The sequence below is a fragment of the Streptomyces sp. NPDC111656 genome (assembly GCF_055656965.1).
The window spans coordinates 683,793-701,890 of record NZ_JBVKCA010000001.1; the positions used below are offsets into that span (position 1 = coordinate 683,793).

15 protein-coding genes are annotated in these 18,098 nt (G+C 70.9%); 9 read left to right on the forward strand and 6 right to left on the reverse strand.

All coding sequences use genetic code 11. The annotated features are described in order from the left end of the window. Positions 1-30: 30 nt before the first annotated feature. The 3 genes from ACZ7M3_RS03245 to ACZ7M3_RS03255 all read right to left on the reverse strand — a co-directional run bounded on the left by ACZ7M3_RS03245 (position 31) and on the right by ACZ7M3_RS03255 (position 3,363). Positions 31-807, reverse strand: a complete 777-nt coding sequence (locus tag ACZ7M3_RS03245; protein WP_472060270.1) for an SDR family NAD(P)-dependent oxidoreductase — start codon at positions 805-807, stop codon at positions 31-33. 143 nt (positions 808-950) lie between these two features. Continuing rightward, entirely contained in the window at positions 951-1,754 is an 804-nt protein-coding gene (locus ACZ7M3_RS03250) for a FadR/GntR family transcriptional regulator (RefSeq protein ID WP_472060272.1), read from the reverse strand. 34 nt (positions 1,755-1,788) lie between these two features. After that, on the reverse strand, positions 1,789-3,363 hold the full coding sequence (locus ACZ7M3_RS03255) for a class I adenylate-forming enzyme family protein (RefSeq protein ID WP_472060274.1): 1,575 nt from the start codon (positions 3,361-3,363) through the stop codon (positions 1,789-1,791). A 149-nt stretch (positions 3,364-3,512) separates the two neighbouring features. Here ACZ7M3_RS03255 and ACZ7M3_RS03260 point away from each other — a divergent pair, with 149 nt between their 5' ends. Genes ACZ7M3_RS03260 through ACZ7M3_RS03270 form a run of 3 tightly spaced genes read left to right on the forward strand, consistent with a single transcriptional unit; the run spans position 3,513 to position 6,816 of the window. Continuing rightward, complete coding sequence (locus tag ACZ7M3_RS03260; protein WP_472061015.1) at positions 3,513-4,634, forward strand: CaiB/BaiF CoA transferase family protein; 1,122 nt, start codon at positions 3,513-3,515, stop codon at positions 4,632-4,634. A gap of 20 nt (positions 4,635-4,654) precedes the next feature. Then, on the forward strand, positions 4,655-5,548 hold the full coding sequence (locus ACZ7M3_RS03265; RefSeq protein WP_472060276.1) for an HpcH/HpaI aldolase/citrate lyase family protein: 894 nt from the start codon (positions 4,655-4,657) through the stop codon (positions 5,546-5,548). After that, positions 5,545-6,816, forward strand: a complete 1,272-nt coding sequence (locus tag ACZ7M3_RS03270; protein ID WP_472060278.1) for an acetyl-CoA hydrolase/transferase family protein — start codon at positions 5,545-5,547, stop codon at positions 6,814-6,816. Before ACZ7M3_RS03265 ends, ACZ7M3_RS03270 begins: the two co-directional genes overlap by 4 nt. Before the next feature lie 39 nt (positions 6,817-6,855). Here ACZ7M3_RS03270 and ACZ7M3_RS03275 read toward each other — a convergent pair whose 3' ends face one another. The 3 genes from ACZ7M3_RS03275 to acuI form a co-directional block, all read right to left on the reverse strand. After that, complete coding sequence (locus ACZ7M3_RS03275; RefSeq protein ID WP_472060280.1) at positions 6,856-8,526, reverse strand: class I adenylate-forming enzyme family protein; 1,671 nt, start codon at positions 8,524-8,526, stop codon at positions 6,856-6,858. A gap of 89 nt (positions 8,527-8,615) precedes the next feature. Continuing rightward, on the reverse strand, positions 8,616-9,812 hold the full coding sequence (locus tag ACZ7M3_RS03280) for an FAS1-like dehydratase domain-containing protein (RefSeq protein WP_472060282.1): 1,197 nt from the start codon (positions 9,810-9,812) through the stop codon (positions 8,616-8,618). 78 nt (positions 9,813-9,890) lie between these two features. Beyond that, positions 9,891-10,874, reverse strand: coding sequence for an acrylyl-CoA reductase (NADPH) (gene acuI / locus ACZ7M3_RS03285; protein WP_472060284.1), 984 nt, complete (start codon positions 10,872-10,874; stop codon positions 9,891-9,893). A gap of 192 nt (positions 10,875-11,066) precedes the next feature. Here acuI and ACZ7M3_RS03290 point away from each other — a divergent pair, with 192 nt between their 5' ends. The 6 genes from ACZ7M3_RS03290 (at position 11,067) to ACZ7M3_RS03315 (ending at position 18,097) form a co-directional block, all read left to right on the forward strand. Then, entirely contained in the window at positions 11,067-12,215 is a 1,149-nt protein-coding gene (locus ACZ7M3_RS03290; RefSeq protein WP_472060286.1) for an acyl-CoA dehydrogenase family protein, read from the forward strand. Then, a complete protein-coding gene (locus ACZ7M3_RS03295; protein ID WP_472060288.1) occupies positions 12,212-13,174 on the forward strand; it encodes an acyl-CoA dehydrogenase family protein in 963 nt (320 codons plus the stop codon). The genes ACZ7M3_RS03290 and ACZ7M3_RS03295 overlap by 4 nt, the downstream gene beginning before the upstream one ends. Before the next feature lie 46 nt (positions 13,175-13,220). Further along, on the forward strand, positions 13,221-14,432 hold the full coding sequence (locus ACZ7M3_RS03300) for an acyl-CoA dehydrogenase family protein (RefSeq protein ID WP_472060289.1): 1,212 nt from the start codon (positions 13,221-13,223) through the stop codon (positions 14,430-14,432). Next, positions 14,432-15,535 carry an acyl-CoA dehydrogenase family protein gene (locus ACZ7M3_RS03305; protein ID WP_472060291.1) on the forward strand — a complete coding sequence of 368 codons (1,104 nt, stop codon included), beginning with the start codon at positions 14,432-14,434 and terminating at the stop codon, positions 15,533-15,535. The genes ACZ7M3_RS03300 and ACZ7M3_RS03305 overlap by 1 nt, the downstream gene beginning before the upstream one ends. A 109-nt stretch (positions 15,536-15,644) precedes the next feature. Continuing rightward, positions 15,645-17,255, forward strand: coding sequence for an SMP-30/gluconolactonase/LRE family protein (locus ACZ7M3_RS03310; protein ID WP_472060293.1), 1,611 nt, complete (start codon positions 15,645-15,647; stop codon positions 17,253-17,255). Beyond that, positions 17,252-18,097, forward strand: coding sequence for an SDR family NAD(P)-dependent oxidoreductase (locus ACZ7M3_RS03315; RefSeq protein WP_472060295.1), 846 nt, complete (start codon positions 17,252-17,254; stop codon positions 18,095-18,097). The genes ACZ7M3_RS03310 and ACZ7M3_RS03315 overlap by 4 nt, the downstream gene beginning before the upstream one ends. Position 18,098 lies beyond the last annotated feature (1 nt).

Here is an 18,098-nt window from a genome sequence, read left to right on the forward strand (position 1 = left end):
CCGTTTCCCTTTACGCGGCAGGAGGTGCTGTCAGCGGGCGGTCCAGCCGCCGTCGACGACGACCGTCTGTCCGGTGACGTAGCTTCCGGCGTCGCCGACGAGCCACAGGACCGCGCCGACGATGTCGTCGGCGGTCCCCTCCTTGGGCAGCGGGGTGTTGCGGCGCAGGTACGCGGCGGCGCGCTCACTCTCGTAGAGCGGGCCGGTGATCTCGCTGCGGAAGAAGCCGGGGGCGACCGTGTTCACCCGGATCGAATGCCGCGCCCACTGCACCGCGAGTTCGGCGCTCAGGCCGGACAGGCCGGCCTTGCTCGCCGCGTACGAGGCCTGCGGGATGCCGGGAATGCCGACGCGGCCGCTGATGGACGAGACGTTGACGATCGCGCCGCGGCCGAGCGCGCGCATGTGGGGGAAGACGGCCTGCGCGAGCAGCAACGGGGCCAGCAGGTTGAGGTCCATCGTCCGGCGGACGGCGTCGAGCGGTTCGGACTCGGCGCGCTCGGTCGTGAACATGTTCCCGGCGGCGTTGACCAGGATCTCCGGTGGTCCCAGCCGCTCGACGACCGTGGGCACCACGGAGCCGATCCGGTCGAGGTCGGACAGGTCGCAGGGGACCGCGAGGCCGTCGATCCCCTGGGCGAGCGCGGCCAGCCGGTCGTGACGGCGGGCCACCACGGCGACCCGGGCACCGAGCGAGGCGAGTGCGTGCGCCACCGCCGCTCCCAGCCCCGACGAGGCACCGGTCACGACCGCCACCCGGCCATCGAGGCCGAACATCCGTGCGGCGACATCGGGGTCGGGCGCCACGCGGGTCCCCCTTCGACGGCAGGGCGTGTCGAGGGCGGCTGCGGCGCTGATCGCGGACCGGCCCGGCAGGCATCCTAAGCTGGGCGCTCCATCCTTACAAGGATGATGACTTTACTGGGTCCCTGGCTCCACGGCCCCCGGCATCAGCCGCGGCGGAACCGCATACGGCTGCGGGCGGACGCGGCGTCGATGACCCGGTTCTTGAGTGTGCGGCACACCCAGCGCTGGGTCGCCGTGAGGTGCTCCTCCGCGATCCGCGCGGCCTCGTCGGCGTCGCCCTGCTCGATGCTCGTCACGAGACGTTCGTGCGCCCGCTGCGCGAGGGCGCGGTCGGCGCGCGAGGGGTAGTCGCCCCGCGAGACCTGGAGGTCCGCCCACGCCTCCTCCTGGACCGACCAGAGCGACGTGAGGCTCTTCACGACGACGCGCAGCGTCGCGTTGGGGTCGAACCCGACGACGACGTCGTGGAACTCGCGCGAGGCCCGGGTGAACGCCGCGCCGTCGTCGATGCAGTTCTCGCTCACGGCGAGCAACTCCCGCAGCCGCGGCACCACCACGCGCTCGCGGTCCGCCCGCTGCGCGCAGTGGGTCGCGCACAGCGGTTCCAGGGTGGCGAGGGCGGCGCCGAGGTCGGGAACCCCGACCTGCATCGCCTGGAGCGTCAGACCGAGGGCATAGCCGGCGGTCCCGATGTCCGGAGCGTGCACCGTGGCGCCGCCGCGGTTGCCGCGGCGCACGGTGATGAAGCCCTCGGTCTCCAGGATCCGCAGCGCCTCGCGCACCGAGGGGTAGCTGACGCCGAACTCCGCGACCAGTTCGTCCTGTTTGGGGAGCGTGGAGCCGTCACCGATGCCGCCCGCGAGGATCCGGTCGCGCAGCGCGGCGGCCACCAGCTCCGCCATGCGCATCTGCCCGATCTTGGTGTGCTCGGACCCTGTACGTTCCATGATTGCAAGGCTAGCAGTGATACGCGGGGGGACTTCAGGCTGTTCCGGGGCGCCGTCGCGGGTCCACGTGCTCGGCCAGCCGGGTGCGTTGCACCTTGCCCATGGCGTTCAGCGGCAGGGCGTCGACCTGGGACCAGATCTCCGGAACCTTGTACGGGGAGAGCTCGCGCCGGCAGTGCGCGGTGAGCGCCTCGACGTCGAGCGGGGGACCGGCGCTGCGGACCACCGCGGCCACCCGCTGTCCGAGTCGGTCGTCCGGCACCGCGCACACGGCGACCGCGGCGACGTCCGGGTGCGTCGCGATGACCCGTTCCACCTCCAACGGGTAGACGTTCGCGCCGCCCCGGATGATGACGAGCTTCTTGCGGTCCAGCACCGTCAGCCACCCCTCGCCGTCGACGGTGCCGACATCACCGGTGGGGACCGGGCCGGACTCCGGCGGCCTCACGCCGCCGCGCTCCAGGAACCCGAGCATCGGCCGCCATGTGTCGGCCCACGGCCCCACGGTGGCCCCGCTCAGCCGCAACTCGCCGAGCTCCCCGGCCGGCAGGCGCCGCCCTTCGTCGTCGTACGCCGCGACGTCGTAGTGCGGCAGTACCCGCCCGCTCGTGCCGGGGCGCCACTCGTCGCCCGGTGGGTCGATGGACACGACGGTCGGTGCCTCGGTCAGGCCGTAGGTGACCCGGGGGACCAGCCCGTGCGCCTCGGCGAACGCGCGGCGCAACGCGTCCGGTGTGTCGCCGCCCCCGCTCCACACCTCCTGGAGCGGGCCGAGATCGAGGTGCGGGCGCGCGGCGAGGTCGTAGAGCTGGGCGGGGGCGCCGTTCCACACCGTGACGCGCCGCGCGGAGATCCAGTCGGCGACCCCGTCGACGTCCCGCCGGTCCATGACCACGGAGCATCCCCCGGCCTGCGCGGTGAGCAGGGTCGAGAGCACCATGAGGTTGAGGTTCGTCAGCGGGAAGCTGTCGCCCTTGTGCAGCTCGGGGCCCCAGCCGCGGGTGGCGACCAGGGCCGCGCCGGGCAGGAGCAGGTTGCGCTGGCTGTGCACGACCGCCTTGGGGTGTCCCGACGTACCGCTGGTGAACGCGATCCCGGCCGGGGCGTCGAGAGCCGGCTCGACCCGGGGAGCCGGTTCGGTGCTCGCCATGAGCCCGGACCATCGATCGGGGTCGACACGGGCGGGCGAGTGCAGTCGGCAGCGCGGTCCGGCCAGGACGACCGTCGGCTCGCAGAGCTCGTACAACTCCCGCTGCTCGCCTGCCGCGAGCGCTTCGCCGATGCCCGCCCAGACGGCTCCGATCCGCTGCGCGCCGTGGAAGGCCGCGACGATGTCGAGGTCGTTGGGGAGACAGGCGGCGACGCGGTCGCCGGGGCGTACGCCGAGCGACCACAGCGCGCCGGCCGCCCGTCCGGCCCGCTCGTCGAGTTCGGCGTACGACCAGGCGCCGGAGACCGCCTCGATCGCCGTCGCGTGCGGGCGGGCTGAGAGCGAGGCGTCCAGTACCTCGGCGATGCTCCCCGGGACGGCCCTTCCCTGACCGGACGTCGGGCCCCTGGAGCCCTCATGCGCGTACTGCGGTGTGCCACCGGCATCGGTACGACTCATGCCTCTTATTATCACTATCCTTGTAAGGATTCATCCTATAGGCTCGAACCGGAGGCCGGGTCCGCACCCGCTGACGGAGGAGTGGTCGACACGTGAAGGCAGGCGCGCCGCGGCCCGGTCCGACGACACACTCCGGCCCGCTGTCGGGAGTGCGTGTGATCGATCTGACGGCGATGGTCATGGGCCCCTACTGCACCCAGATCATGGCCGACATGGGGGCGGACGTGATCAAGGTCGAGCCCCCCGACGGCGACAACACCCGCTATATATCGGTCGGGCCGGAACCGGGTATGGCGGGCGTCTTCGTCAATGTGAACCGCGGGAAGCGCAGCGTGGTGCTGGATCTGCGCTCCGGCGACGGCAAGGACGCGTTGCGCGAACTCATAGGGAATGCCGATGTGTTCATCCATTCGATGCGCGCGAAGGCGGTCGCCGGACTCGGATTCGGCTACGCAGAAGTGGCCGCCGTCAATCCGTCGGTGATCTACACCAACTGTTACGGCTACGGCCGCCGCGGCCCCGACGCGGATCTCACCGCCTATGACGACACGATTCAGGCGGAGTGCGGTCTGCCGTTCGCACAGCAGCAGTTGACCGGTCAGGTCGGCTATGTCGGCACCATCATGGCGGACAAGGTGGCCGGAATGACCGCCCTGTACGCCACCATGATGGCGCTGTTCCATCGCGAGCGGACCGGTGAGGGCCAGGAGGTGGAAGTCGGCATGTTCGAAACCATGGCCGCGTTCATGCTGGTCGAGCACGCCAACGGCGCGATGTTCAGCCCTGCTTTGGGCTCCGCGGCCTACCCCCGCGCGGTGGCGCCCAACCGGAAGCCCTACCGGACCAAGGACGGCCACATCTCCGCGCTGGTCTACAACGACAAGCAGTGGTCGGCCTTCGTGAATGCCGTGCGGCCGACGTGGGCGGGGGAGCACTTCGCCACCCTTGAGCAACGCGCGCGCCAGATCGACACCGTCTACGCCCTGCTGGGGGAGACCTTCCTGGAGCGTACGACGCAGGACTGGCTGGACCTGCTCAAGTCCCTCGACATTCCCGCCGCGCCGGTCCGCACCCTCGACGAACTCTTCGACCATCCCCATCTGAACGAAGTGGGGTTCTTCGAGACGGTGGACAGTCCGAACGGCCCCGTCCGTTTTCCCGGCATGCCGGCCTGGTTCTCACGCACTCCCGGTCGTGTCGCCGGTCCTGCCCCCAGGCTCGGCGCCCACACCGAGGAGATCATGGCCGACCTCGGCCGGGCAGACACCTGAGTGAGGGAGTTGCAGAAGCAGTGACCGGTACCGCACCACCCTTCAGCGCACGCTCCTGGCTGTTCGCCCCCGGCGACAGCGAACGGAAGATGGAAAAGGCGGCCGCCGGTCCGGCGGACGTCGTGCTCCTCGATCTGGAGGACGCGGTGGCCGAGGAGGGAAAGCCCAAGTCCCGAGCGATGATCTCCGCCTTCCTGGCGGACCGGTCGCCCGAGGAGAGGGGCCGGCTGTGGGTGCGGATCAATCCCCTGGACGGCGCCCACGCGTTGGCGGACCTGGCGGCGGTGATCCCCGCGGGACCCGGCGGCATCATGCTTCCCAAGGCGCGCGGCCGTGCGGATGTGGAGCTTCTGGACCACTATCTCTCCGCGTTGGAGGTCTCCGCCGGGAGGGCACAGGGCTCGACGAAGGTGATCGTCCTGGTGACCGAGACGGCCGAGGGCATGTTCACCACGGGCACCTACCAGGGCGCGCCGAGGATGGTCGCCATGACCTGGGGGGCGGAGGACCTCGCCGATTCCGTGGGCGCCAGTGAGAACCGCAACCCCGACGGAAGCTACGGATTCACCTACGAGTTGGCCAGGAGCCTGTGTCTCCTGGGAGCGGCCGCCGCCGGTGTGGCCCCCGTCGAGACCATCCAGGGCGACCTCCGTGACGTGGAGGGACTGCGCAAGCGGGCCGAGAAGGTGCGCCGTGACGGCTACCGAGGCATGCTGGCGATTCACCCCGCCCAGGTCGATGTGATCAACGCGGCCTTCACCCCCACGGAACAGGAACTGGCCGCGGCCCAGGAGATCGTCGATCTCTTCGCCGCCCGTCCCGGTGTCGGCGCCATCGGCCACCGGGGCGCCATGCTCGACCGGCCCCACCTCGCCCGCGCACAGGCGCTGCTGGCTTCAGGGGGACGGGCGTGAAGGTCCTTTCCGACGTCGGTGACCTGGACCTGAGTCAGTTCCTGCGCCCCGGAGACCGCATCGTCATGGGCCAGGCCTGCGGTGAACCGACCACGCTGGTCGAGGCGTTGATCGAACAGAGCCCCGGCATCGCAGGTCTCTCGGCCTTCATAGCGACCAGCTTCTCCGGACGGTTCACCCCGGCGGCGGTGAACGGGTTCTCCCTGGCCAGCATGGGGGCGATCGGCGCGTTGCGTTCCCTGACCAAGGAACACAGGCTCAGCGTGATCCCCTGTCATGTCAGCCAGGTCGCCCCGATGATCGAGGCCGGAACCATCGGCTGCGACGTCGCTTTCGTGCAGGTCAGTCCCGCCGACGCGAACGGAGACCACAGCTTCGGCCTCATCAGCGACCATGTGCGGGCCGCGGTCACGAAGGCGCGCGTCGTCGTGGCGGAAGTGAACGAGCAGGTGCCCTTCACCCACGGGGAACTGCTGCCCGCGACGGAGATCGATGTCGCCGTACATGTCTCCCGGCTGCCGGTGGAGGTGCCACCGGGGAGAATCGGCGCGACGGAGGAGGCCATGGCGCGACACGCCGCCGCCTACGTCGAGGACGGCTCGGTCATCCAGACCGGGGTCGGCGCCGTCCCGGACGCCCTCCTTCGACTGCTGCACGACCGCAAGGACCTCGGAGTGCACTCCGGCATGCTGGGCGACGGCCTGGTCGAGCTGGTGGAGGCGGGCGTCGTCACCAACGCGCGCAAACGCATCGACCGCGGGGTCTCGGTCAACGGCGCCCTGATCGGCACGAAGCGCCTCTACGAGTTCGCCCACCGCAATCCGCGGATCCGTATGTGCGCCACCTCGTACACCCACGATGCCGCCGTGCTCGCCCGGTTGGACCGACTGGTCACCATCAACTCGGCGATGGAGGTCGATCTGACCGGTCAGGTGAACGCCGAACAGAGCGGCCCGGCCTACCTCGGCGGCACCGGCGGGCAGGTGGACTTCGTCCGAGCCGGCGCCCGCTCGCCCGGAGGGCACGCCATCATCGCGCTGCCCGCCACCGCCAAGGGCGGCACCGTCAGCAGGATCACCGCCGACCTGTCGGGACCGGTCACCACCGCCCGTAGCGACGTGGATGTGATCGTCACCGAGTTCGGCGCGGCCGAGCTCAGGGGACAGACCCTGGCCGAGCGCACCCGGCGTCTGATCGCCGTAGCGCACCCCGATTTCCAGGAGGAGCTGGCGCGGGCTGCCCACACCATCCAGCGGCGCGGCTTCTGAGCACGAGAGCGGTGCCGTGGAGAGGGCCGTGGCGTACGGCTACTCGGGCCGTCGCGTGGGCGGCTGTCCGCGCAGCCGACCGGCGGCCAGTTCACGGAGATCGCTCGACTTGATCTTCGCGCTGCCCGTGAGGGTGATCTCCTCGTCGCGGAAGAAGAGCACATGGCGCGGCACTTTGTAGCTCGCCAGACGTTCCCGCAGGAACGCGAGGATCTCCCCGGGTTCGAGGCCCGCGCCCTCGCGGGGGACGACGCAGGCCGTGACGACCTCGCCGAGTGTCTCGTGCGCGACGCCCACGGTGCGGGCCACCTTGACGCCGGGACAGGCGGAGAGTGCCTCGTCCACCTCCAGCGGTGAGACGTTCGCGCCGCCCGTCTTGATGATGTCGGTGAGCCTGCCCTCCCAGAAGAGCCGGCCGCTCTCGTCGAGGTGTCCGCCGTCGCCGGTGGGGAAGAAGCCTTCGGCGTCGAGCGTCTCGTCGAGCGGTGTGCCGAGGTAACTCAGCATCAGGGTGGGGCTCTTGACGCATATCTCGCCTCGCGCGCCGCGTGCGACGACGGCGCCCGTGAGGGGATCGATGATCTTGACCGCCACGCCCGGCAGCGGTTCGCCACTGCTGCCCGCGGTCACTTCCGGCGGGGTGTCGGCCGGGAAGCACGTCGTGATCGTGAAGGTCTCCGTGTTGCCGTAGGCGCTGCCCGGTTCGTGCCACTGGCCCGACACCGTGGGGTGCTGGGCGATCGGGGTCCTGAAATCCGCGAACCGTACGCTGCTCAGGTCCACCCGGCTCCAGTTGGGCGCGCTTTCGAGCTGGGCCCACTGGTGCGGCCAGGCGAGGGGGAAGTTCACCCGCTCCGCCTGCATCAGCTCGAGCGCCTCGGCGGCGGCGAAGGTCGACTGCAGCACCAGGGACCCGCCGCTGGCGAAGGTCGTACCGAGGCCCATGGCGAAGTTCCCCGACCAGAAGAAGCCGTTGGCCGTCCAGCAGCGGATGTCGTCCTGCGGGGCGAATCCGTACATGCGCCGGAAACGCCACAGCTGGATGGCGACACCGCGGTGTGCGCTCAGGATCCCCTTCGGCCTGCTCGTCGAGCCCGAGGAGAAGAAGAGCACGGCCGCGTCGCTCGGCCGCGTCGCCGCGGCCGTCGCCTCGACCAGCTCACGTGACTCCTCGTGTCCGCGCGCCAGGAAGGCTTCCCAGGTGTCTATCGTCTCGTTCGGCAGGGCGTCCCCGACCATGGCGAGCCGCCGCAGGAACGGGAACTTCACCGACCGCAGGGTGCCGGGCGACGCCTTGCCGATCTCCGGCTCCAACTCGGTGAGAACGGCGGCGAGATCCTTCTTCAACACCCGTCGCTCGAACAACAACACAGAAATGCTGGACACTTGGAGCAGGTGCTCGAGCTCCGGCGGTGTCGAGAACGTGCTGAGCGTGACGGCCACCCCGCCCGCCAGCGAGGTGCCGAACACCGCCGCGATCCATTCGGCGCGGTTTGTCATCAGGACGCCCACACGGCTGTCCTTGCCCACGCCGCAGGCCCGCAGGGCGCGCGCGACCTCGATGGCGCGCTCCCAGAGCTCGCCGTAGGTCCAGCGGGTGGTGCCCTCCGCCGTACGCATCACCAGCGCCTCGCGCGCGCCGTACAGCGCGGTCACCTCGCGCAGGAAACCGGGCAACGTGAGCTGCCCGAGCCCCGGTTCGGCGCTCAACGGCGGCCCCGACACGATCGAAGGGGTCGTTACGGATTCGGTGTTCGTCTCCGTGCCCATCGCTCACCGCCCCCTGGCTTCTCGTCGCGCTAGTACGGCAGCTCGACCTCGGCCGTGCAGTCCACCAGCAGGCCGCCGTTCTGGTCGCTGAGCCGCAGCCTCACCTGTACGAGCGGCACGCCCCACGTCGACTCCGTCTCCTTGCCGACGACCTCGGCGTCGAAATAGGTCACGTCACCCTCGAAGGCGGGGCCGCGGAAGTTCGCCTTGGAATGGCGCACCATGCCGTCGTGGCCGGCCCAGTAGGAGAGGTAGTCGGTGCACCAGGCGCCCAGCGTGGCGCCGTAGCCGTAGGCGCGCCCCATGCCGATCTCGCTCGCCTTGTCGCTGTCGATGTGCCCGCGCGAGGGTCCGACGTAGAGCCCGTCGCGCTTGCGCGGGTCGATCCTGGCGCCTTCCTCGTCGAAGCCGAAGCCGTCCACCCAGCCGGGATCCTGGTTGATCCAGGGGTCCTTGACACCGGGCGGCGCCACCCAGTGGAACGTGCCCCAGATGTTGAAGAGGAAGGCGCGGTACTCGGTGGTGAAGCTGGCGATGCTGTGCGGACCGATCACACGCCGGGGCAGCTTGTCGCCGACGCGCACCTCCTCGAAGTGCGGTGACACGCCCAGCCGGTTCGACAGGAGCCACTCGTGGCGCAGCTTCTCGATCTCGTTCAGCTCGGTGTCGCTCCAGCGCTTCACCACCAGACTCCGGTCCTGGTACATGCCGCGCTTCTCCGCTTCGAGGGCGAGATAGCGGATCGCGGTGGAGCGCTCGCGCGCCACGAGCGTGCCGTGCTGGTTGGTGTGGGTGGTGTCGCCGCGCGAGAACATCGTGGGTCCGGCGAACTTCGTCTCGACCACCTTGTAGTCGTGGAAGCGGCGCTCCTGGAAGAGCTTGTCCCCGGCCCGTACGGGGCAGCCGTAGAACCACCATTCCTCGCCTCCGAAGATCAGGTGGCTCCCGGGGATGTATCCCACGCAGGCGGGCTGTGCGCCGTGCCCGTAGTCCAGGCCGACCGCGATGGACTGCGGTGCGACGAGACCGCCGAACCTGGAGTCGCGGGCGAACTCCTCGTCCCAGTGCAGCGGATTGGGATAGTCCATCGCCATCACCCAGCGGCGGATGTCCGAGGTGCTGCACGGGTCCCACAACTGCCCGCCGCCGACCGGTTCGCCCACGCGGTGGTCGACGTCGGAGAGGTCGAGTTCGGTGATCTCTGCTTCCGTGGACTTCTTGCTCACGTCTGCTCCCGATGCTCCCGGCTGAAGGGCTGAAGGGCTGAAGGGCTGAAGGGCTGAAGGGCTCAATGACTGTTCGGCTTATCGATTGACGTCGACGACGACGCGGCCGCGCACCTCGCCCTCCATGAGCCGGCCCGCCGCGGCGATCGCGTCGCTCAGACCGACCTCCTGGGCGATCGCCTCCAACGCGTCCACGTCCAGGTCGCGCGCGAGCCGGTCCCAGGCGGCCGTCCGTGCCGTGCGCGGTGCCCGCACGCTGTCGATCCCGAGCAGGGACACCCCGCGCAGAATGAACGGGGCGACCGACGCGGGGAAGTCCATGCCCTGGGCCAGGCCGCAGGCGGCGACCGTGCCGCCGTAACGCGTCCGGGCACAGGCGTTGGCCAGGGTGTGGCTGCCGACGGAGTCGACGACACCCGCCCAGCGCTCCTTCTGCAGCGGCCGGCCGGGCTCCGAGAATTCGGCGCGGTCCAACACGGTCACGGCGCCGAGCTGTTGGAGGTACTCGGCCTCCGACGCCCTGCCGGTCGCGGCGGCCACCGTGAAGCCGGCCTTGGTCAGGAGCGCGATCGCGACGCCGCCGACGCCGCCCGTCGCCCCCGTCACCAGGATCTCGCCCTGCTCCGGGCGCACCCCGTGCTCCAGCAGGGCGCCCACGCACAGGCTCGCCGTGTAGCCCGCCGTGCCGATGGCCATCGCCTGCCGGGCGGTGAAGGCGGGGGGCAGGGGCACGAGCCAGTCGCCGTCGAGGCGGGCGCGCTGAGCGAGGCCGCCCCAGTGGTTCTCGCCGACGCCCCAGCCGTTGAGTACGACGCGGTCGCCCTTGTGCCAGTCCCTGTGCGCGCTGTCGGTGACGACGCCCGCCAGATCGATGCCGGGCACCATCGGGAAGCTGCGGACCACGGGTGAGGCGCCCGTGATGGCGAGGCCGTCCTTGTAGTTCAGCGTCGAATACTCCACCTCGATGCCGACATCGCCGTCGGGCAGATCCGCCTCGTCCAGCCGCGTGAGCGAGACCGTCTCACCCGTCTCGCCCTTCTCGATCAGGAGTGCCGAAAACATCGCAGAACTCGTCCTTACCTCGGCCGCCTCAGACACTGACGCATATCGCAATCTCGTGATTGAGAATCACATTCTCCATAGGTGCGAATGATGCTTGCACGGTGATGTGTCGGCGTCAACCGGCCGGAAGGCCCACGGTTGGTTCGTTCGCAAGGCTAGCAATCATTGCAAGGATTGAAATACGTTGGCGTCATGGACTTCAGGATGGGGGAGGGCGCCACCACGCTGCGGGCAGAGCTGCGCGGCATGGTGCGCGAGCACGTCCCGGCCGACTTCTTGGGCGCGTTCACCGAGGACCCGGCCGATCTGGAGGTCGCCCAGCGCTTCTGCCGGCTGCTGGCCGACCGGGGACTGCTGTGCCTGGCCTGGCCCGAGGAGTTCGGCGGACGGGGCGCCTCGGTCTGGGAGCAGACGGTCGTCCGCGAGGAGATGTGGGCACACCACGAGCCGCGGGGAGCGCAGTACATGGGCGTCAACTGGGTGGGGCCCGCGATCATGCGGCACGGCACCCCCGAACAGCGGCGCCGGCACCTGCCTCCGATCGCACGCGGTGAGGTGATCTGGTGCCAGGGCTTCAGCGAGCCGGACGCCGGATCCGACCTGGCGTCCCTGCGTACGGCGGCTCGCCCGGACGGGGACGGCTGGCAGGTCTCCGGCCAGAAGATCTGGACCTCCTACGCCACCATGGCCCAGTGGTGCTTCCTGCTCGCCCGCACCTCGCGAGGGGCCAAGAAGCAGCATGGACTGACCATCTTCCTCGTGCCGATGGAACGGGCGGGCATCGAGGTCCGGCCCATCCGCTCCATGATCGGACCGCACCACCTCAACGAGGTGTTCCTCGACGAGGTCCGGGTCGGCCCGGCCGACGTCCTGGGGACCGTGGACGACGGCTGGAAGGTCGTACGGGAGGTACTCGCGTTCGAGCGGGTGGGCATCGCCCGGTACGCGCGCTGCGAGCGTCTCCTGCAGTGCGCACCGTCCGCCCTCGGGGACCAATGGGACACCCTGCCGGGGGAGTTGCGGGGCCGATGGGCGGGGATGCTGGTGCACTGCCGGCGGGCCCGGCTGCTGGCCTACCGCGTGCTGTCGCTCCCACTCGAAGGAAGGGTCGCTCCGGCCGACACCGCCGCCTATCGGATCGCGGTGACCACACTCGACCAGGACAGCGCCGAGGTGCTCATGGAGATCGTCGGGCACGGTCGGCTCACCGATGCGGACGGGCGCCGCTTCCGGCGCGCGGTCCAGGACCACTGGCGGTACGCGCAGGCGTCCACCGTCGCGTCGGGAAGCATCGAGATGCAGCGCATCCTGCTGGCCCGGGCCCTGCTGGCGGGCGCGTGAACATCGACCTGAGCAGGGAGGCGACGGAGTACGGCCGCCAGGTGCTGCGGGCCCTGGAGGCGGCCGGTGGCGACCGGCTCGTACAGCAGGCCGAGGAGGAACCGGACCGTCGCGAGAAACTCGTGGCGCCCGTCCTGGCCGAGCTCGGTGCGTGGGAGCTGGACGTACGGGGCAGCGCCGACGAGTTGGAGGCGGCGGCCGCGGTCTGCCGGGCCGCCGGCTACCTGGCCCTGGCCTACCCGGTGGCCGAGCGTCTCGCCCGGCCCGCCGACCTCGACGCCGACGGGCTGCTCGTCGTCGGCGACAACGCTCCCGCCGGTGCGGTGGCCGACCTCGACCTGCGCTGGGTGGCCGTGACTCTGGAGGGCGAGCGCAGCCACGCCCGCACCCTGCCGCAGAGCTCGCCGCCCCGCCACTCGGCCTTCGTCGCCGACCTCGACCTGACACGGATCGACGGCGGCGGGGCGGCGGACGCCGTGCTCGGACTGGTCCTGCCGTGCTGGACGCTGCTCGGGATGCTCGACCGGGCGGTCGACCTCACCCGCGCACACGTGGTAGTCCGCACCCAGTTCGGCCGGCCGCTGTCGGCCTTCCAGGCGGTCCAGTTCCAGCTCACCGACGCCGAAGTCGAGCGCGGCGGCGTCGAGTTGCTGGCCAAGTACGCGCTGTGGAGCGTGCGGGACAGTCCCGCGGACGCGCTCGCGGACGCGCTCGCACTGCGACTGGCGGCGCTGGAGGCGGCTCAGACCGTGTTTCGCGTCGCGCACCAGTTGCAGGGCGCCACCGGGTTCTGCGACGAGGCGTTCCTGTCCTGGCTGTCGCGCTACAGCCAGCCGGTACGCCGACTGCCGCTCGGCCTGTCCGCCACCCGCGACCGGCTGGCCAGGCTGGTGGACCGGCGGGGCCTGACCGGGCTGTTCAACGACGCCGACGACCCACACGGACGGCCGACATGGTGACGTACGGCCGGCGGCTGCTCGCGGCGCTCCGGACGGGGCGGTGACCATGGCACACCGCTTGACCTGGCCCGACGACCTCGATGAGTTTCGCATCGCCGTGCGGGAGTGGTGCCGGGAACATGTGCCCGCCCAGTGGCGGCGGAACCAGACCGGCGTGCCGGAGACGGAGTTCGTCGCGTTCCAGAAGGAGTGGTTCCAGCGGCTCCGGGTGGCCGGTCTGGCCGTCCCGCACTGGCCGCGGGAGTGGGGCGGCGGGCTGCCGGTCAGCCACCAGATCGTGCTCTACCAGGAGTTGGCCGCGCGGGACGCACCCAGACTGGTCCTGGCCTTCGTCGCTGTCCACCACGCCGCCGCCACGCTGTTCGTCGCGGGCACCGACGCGCAACGCCGACGCCACCTGCCGGCGATCCTGGACGGTGAGATCTGGGTCCAGGGCTTCTCCGAGCCCGAGGCCGGTTCCGATCTCGCCGCCCTGCGCACCACGGCCCGCAAGCGGGGCGAGGGCTACCTCGTCAACGGCCAGAAGCTGTGGGCGAGCGGTGCGCTGCACGCCGACTGGTGCCTGCTGCTCGCGCGGACCGACCCGCACGCGCCGAAACGGCACGGCATCTCCTACTTCCTGCTGGACATGCGCAGCCCGGGCATCGACGTACGGCCGATCCGCCAGGCCACCGGTGGCGCCCACTTCTGCGAGATCTTCCTCGACGACGTCGTCGTACCCGCGGCCAACCTGGTCGGGCGCGTGAACGAAGGGTGGCGCGTCGCGCAGCGGACGCTGGGCGCCGAGCGCGGCACGACGATGCTGGAACTGGCCGAGCGCCTGGGCAACGCCGGGTTCCGGTGGCTGGTGGAAGCATGCGCAAGGACCGGTCCGCACGGACGGCGGCCGCTCGACGACCCGCTGGTGGCCGACCGGTTGGCGGCTCTGGAGACCGAGATCACCGGCCTGCGGGCGCTGTGCCGTGACCTGGTGGAGCGGCACGCCGTCGGCGCCGTGGGCCCGGCCGACGCCTCGATCGTCAAGCTCTACTACAGCGAACTGCTGCAGCGCACCATGGACTTCGGCGTCGAGATCGCGGGTCCGGCCGGGCACACGGTGCTGGCGAAGCCGGCCTCCGGAGGCTGGGAGTCCGGCGCCTGGCTGCTCGACTTCATCGGCTCGTGGGAGTGGACCATCCCGGGCGGGACGAGCGAGATCCAGCGCACCATCATCGGCGAGCGCGGTCTCGGACTGCCCCGAGAGCCGGTGGGCAACTGATGGCCGCCGCGCCGAAGACCGAGGTGCGCGACGAACTGCGCGCGGTGGCACGCGAGTTGCTCGCGAAGAGGCAGGCGTCGGAAGAGGTGCCCCGGCGGCGGCTGGCCGAGGCCGGGTGGCTCGGCCTGGAGGTCCCCGAGGAGCTGGACGGCGCGGGGGTGACCTTCGCGGAGACGGCGGTGGTGCTGGAGGAGCTCGGCCGGGCGGCCGCCCGTACCGGGTACTTCGGAGCGACCGTGCTGGCCGCCGGGACATTGACCGCTCTCCAACCCACCGCCGAACGGGACGCGTTGCTGCGCCGGACGGCGAACGGGACGCAGGCCCTGACCGCCGCCCTGGTGGACGCCACCGACGACAGCCTGGTCGCCGGCACCTTCGACGACAGGGATGTGCCCTTCCGGATCGAGGACTCCCGGGCGGGACCACGGCTGAGCGGTCACGCGGGCTTCGTGCCCGACGCCGCCGAGGCCGACCGGCCGCTGATCCTGGCGCTCGACCCGGCCGGCACACCGGTCGTCGTCCTCCTCGCCCCGGGGGCGGAGGGGTTGACGGTGACCGGGCAGCCGGTCCTCGACGCCACCCGCCGGTTCGCTCGGGTGCGTGCCGAGGCGGTGGCCCCGGACGCGGGATGCGTACTGCGCTTCGACGGCGAACCGTGGCGCGCCGTGGGCCGGTTGCTCGACCGGGCCGCCGTCGCGACGGCCTGCGACAGCCTCGGTCTCGCCGAGGCCATGCTGCAGGCGACGGTCGCACACACCCGCGGCCGGGAGCAGTTCGGGCGGCCGGTCGGATCCTTCCAGGCCGTGAAGCACGCCTGCGCGGACATGCTGGTACGGCTCTCGGTCTCCCGGCACCTGGTGTCCGAGGCCGTGCGCCTGATCGCCGAGGACCACGTCGAGGCGGGAGTCGCGGCCTCGACGGCGAAGTCGTACGTCTGCGCCGCCGCGGTCGACGTCGTCGGCAAGGCGATGCAACTGCACGGCGGCATGGGCTACACGTGGGAGAGCGGAATCCACGTCCACCTCAAGCGCGCCACCCTCAACCGGTCGCTGTTCGGCTCACCGGCCGCCCACCGCCGACGGCTGGCCCGGCGGTACCGATGACTTTGCATTGCCTGCGCCCCTAACAAACGCTAGATTGAAATGAGAGCGAGATTCTCCTTATGGAGAAGCTCATTCGCCTCAACGACGAGGTCTCCGGGAGTCCGTCACCATGTTGCTGCCAGGAGCGCGCTACACCAGCGCCACATCGCCAAGCCTCGCCGAGGGCTGGAGTCTGGAACGACTCACCCCACCCAGCCGCCTGTTCGGCGCCAATGGCCTGCGCACCGGTCCGGACGGTCGCGTCTACGTGGCGCAGGTGACCGGCAGTCAGATCAGCGCGATCGACGTCGGCACGGGCCGCCTGGAGACCATCAGCGCCAAGGGCGGCGACATCATCGCACCGGACGACGTGGCCTTCGGCCCGCAGGGCGACCTCTACGCCACCGAGGTCATGGACGGCCGGGTCAGCGTGCGCGGCGCCGACGGCCGTACCCGCGTCCTGCGCGACGACCTCCCCAGCGCGAACGGCATCACCGTGCACCAGGGCCGCCTGTTCATCGGCGAATGCCGCATCGGCGGGCGCCTGTTGGAGCTCGATCCGAACGGCGGCGCACCCCGCGTGATGCTCGAGAACGTGGCGATGCCCAACGCCATGGAAGTCGGCCCCGACGGCCTCCTCTACTACCCGGTGATGGGCACCAACGACATCTGGCGGATCCATCCGGACGGCGGCGAGCCCGAACGGGTCGTGGGGGACCTCGGCGTCCCCGACTCCGTGAAGTTCGACTCCGAGGGCTACATCGTCTCCACCCAGGTGGCGACCGGCGAGGTGCTGCGCATAGATCCGCGCAGCGGCGCGCGCACGGTACTGGCCGCCCTGAACCCCGGCCTCGACAACTGCACCTTCGTGGGCGACCGGCTGTTCGTCTCGAACTTCACCGGCGAGATCACGGAGATCCTGGGCGGCGGCGAGACCCGCACCACGCTGCCCGGCGGGCTCAACTGGCCGCTGGACCTGACCGTGGGCGACGACGGCATCCTCTACGTGGCCGACGGGACCTTCTTCTACGCCCTGCGCCCGGGCGGTGACCCGCAGACGCTCGGGATGCTCTTCACTCCCGGCTATCCGGGCTTCGTCCGCGGGGTGACCGCCGTCGGTGGGGGCGAGTTCATCGTCACCACCTCGGGCGGCCAGGTCGCGCGCTATTCGCCCGGGAACAGGGAGAGTGAGATCCTGGCCCAGGACCTCGACCAGCTCTACGGCGTGGTGGTCGCTCCGAACGGGGCCGTGGTGACCGCCGAGTTCGGCACCGGCCGTGTGCTGTCCATCCGGTCAGGCCAGGTCGAGGAACTCGCCTCCGGTCTGAACCAGCCGCTCGGTGTGGCGTTCGGGCCCGACGGCAGCTGCCTCGTCTCCGAATCGGGCGCCGGACGGATCGTCGCGGTCACCGGTGTCGGCGTGGACACGGTGGTGGACGGCCTGGAGCAACCCCAGGGGATCCTGGTGCGCGGCGGACGGCTCTACATCGTCGACACCGGTGCCAAGGCGGTGATCGGCGTCGATCTCGAGAGCAAGGCCCGGCACACCCTCGCCCGTGACCTGCCGGTGGGCGCCCCGCCCGGCGTGACCCCCAAGCCGCTGCGGGGACTGCCGGCGTTCTCCGGGCCCCAGGGCCCCTTCGCCGGCATCGCCGCCGGACCGGACGGCACGCTCTATGTCTCCGCCGACGCCGACGGCAGCGTGCTCGCCCTGCGCGAGACGGGAGGAACCGCACGATGACACAGGACTTCCTGGGCCTCGACGGACGCGTCGTCGTCGTCAGCGGCGCGGCGGGCGGGGGTATCGGCACCTCGGTGACGCGCATGGTCGCCCGCGCCGGGGCGACCGTCATCGCGGTGAGCCGGTCTCCGGAGAACCTCGAGAAGCATGTCGCGCCGCTGACGGCGGAGGGCCTCGCGGTCGTGCCGGTCGCGGCCGACGCCGCCACCGACGACGGCATCGCGCTCGTGATGAAGGAGGTCGGCCGGACCGCCGGCGACCTGCACGGCCTCGTGAACGTCGCCGGCGGCGCCGCACCCTCGACCTGGATGCCCTCGACCCGGGTGACCCGGGCGGACTGGCGCGCGCTGTTCACCCAGAATCTCGAGACGATGTTCTTCATGAGCCAGGCGGTCGCCGCCGAGCTCACGTCGCAGGGCCGACCGGGGTCGATCGTCTCGATCTCCTCCATCAGCGGCATGAACTCGGCGCCCCTGCACATCGGTTACGGCACGGCCAAGGCGGCGCTGGTGGCGGCGACCCGCACGATGGCCGTCGAACTGGCCGGGGACGGCATCCGGGTGAACGCCATCGCGCCCGGTGTGACCGAGACCCCCGCCTCGGGGACGTACGTCGACGAGGACGCCGAGCGGGACCGCCGCGCCATCGCGATGGGGCGGCGCGGCCGACCCGAGGAACAAGCGGGGGTCATTCTCTTCCTGCTGTCCGACCTGTCGACGTACATCACCGGTCAGACCCTGCTGGTCGACGGCGGCCTCAACCTCAAATGGACCCACCTGGCCGCCGACAACACCTCGCTCTTCCTCAAGGACGAGTCGTTCCGAGCCGCCATCACGCGCTGAC

Coding starts and splice junctions, on each gene's coding strand:
- ACZ7M3_RS03250 (WP_472060272.1), bottom strand. CDS start 1,754: ATGGAACGTACAGGGTCCGAGCACACCAAGATCGGGCAGATGCGCATG.
- ACZ7M3_RS03310 (WP_472060293.1), top strand. CDS start 15,645: ATGTTGCTGCCAGGAGCGCGCTACACCAGCGCCACATCGCCAAGCCTC.
- acuI (WP_472060284.1), bottom strand. CDS start 10,874: ATGTTTTCGGCACTCCTGATCGAGAAGGGCGAGACGGGTGAGACGGTC.
- ACZ7M3_RS03290 (WP_472060286.1), top strand. CDS start 11,067: ATGGACTTCAGGATGGGGGAGGGCGCCACCACGCTGCGGGCAGAGCTG.
- ACZ7M3_RS03300 (WP_472060289.1), top strand. CDS start 13,221: ATGGCACACCGCTTGACCTGGCCCGACGACCTCGATGAGTTTCGCATC.
- ACZ7M3_RS03255 (WP_472060274.1), bottom strand. CDS start 3,363: ATGAGTCGTACCGATGCCGGTGGCACACCGCAGTACGCGCATGAGGGC.
- ACZ7M3_RS03305 (WP_472060291.1), top strand. CDS start 14,432: ATGGCCGCCGCGCCGAAGACCGAGGTGCGCGACGAACTGCGCGCGGTG.
- ACZ7M3_RS03315 (WP_472060295.1), top strand. CDS start 17,252: ATGACACAGGACTTCCTGGGCCTCGACGGACGCGTCGTCGTCGTCAGC.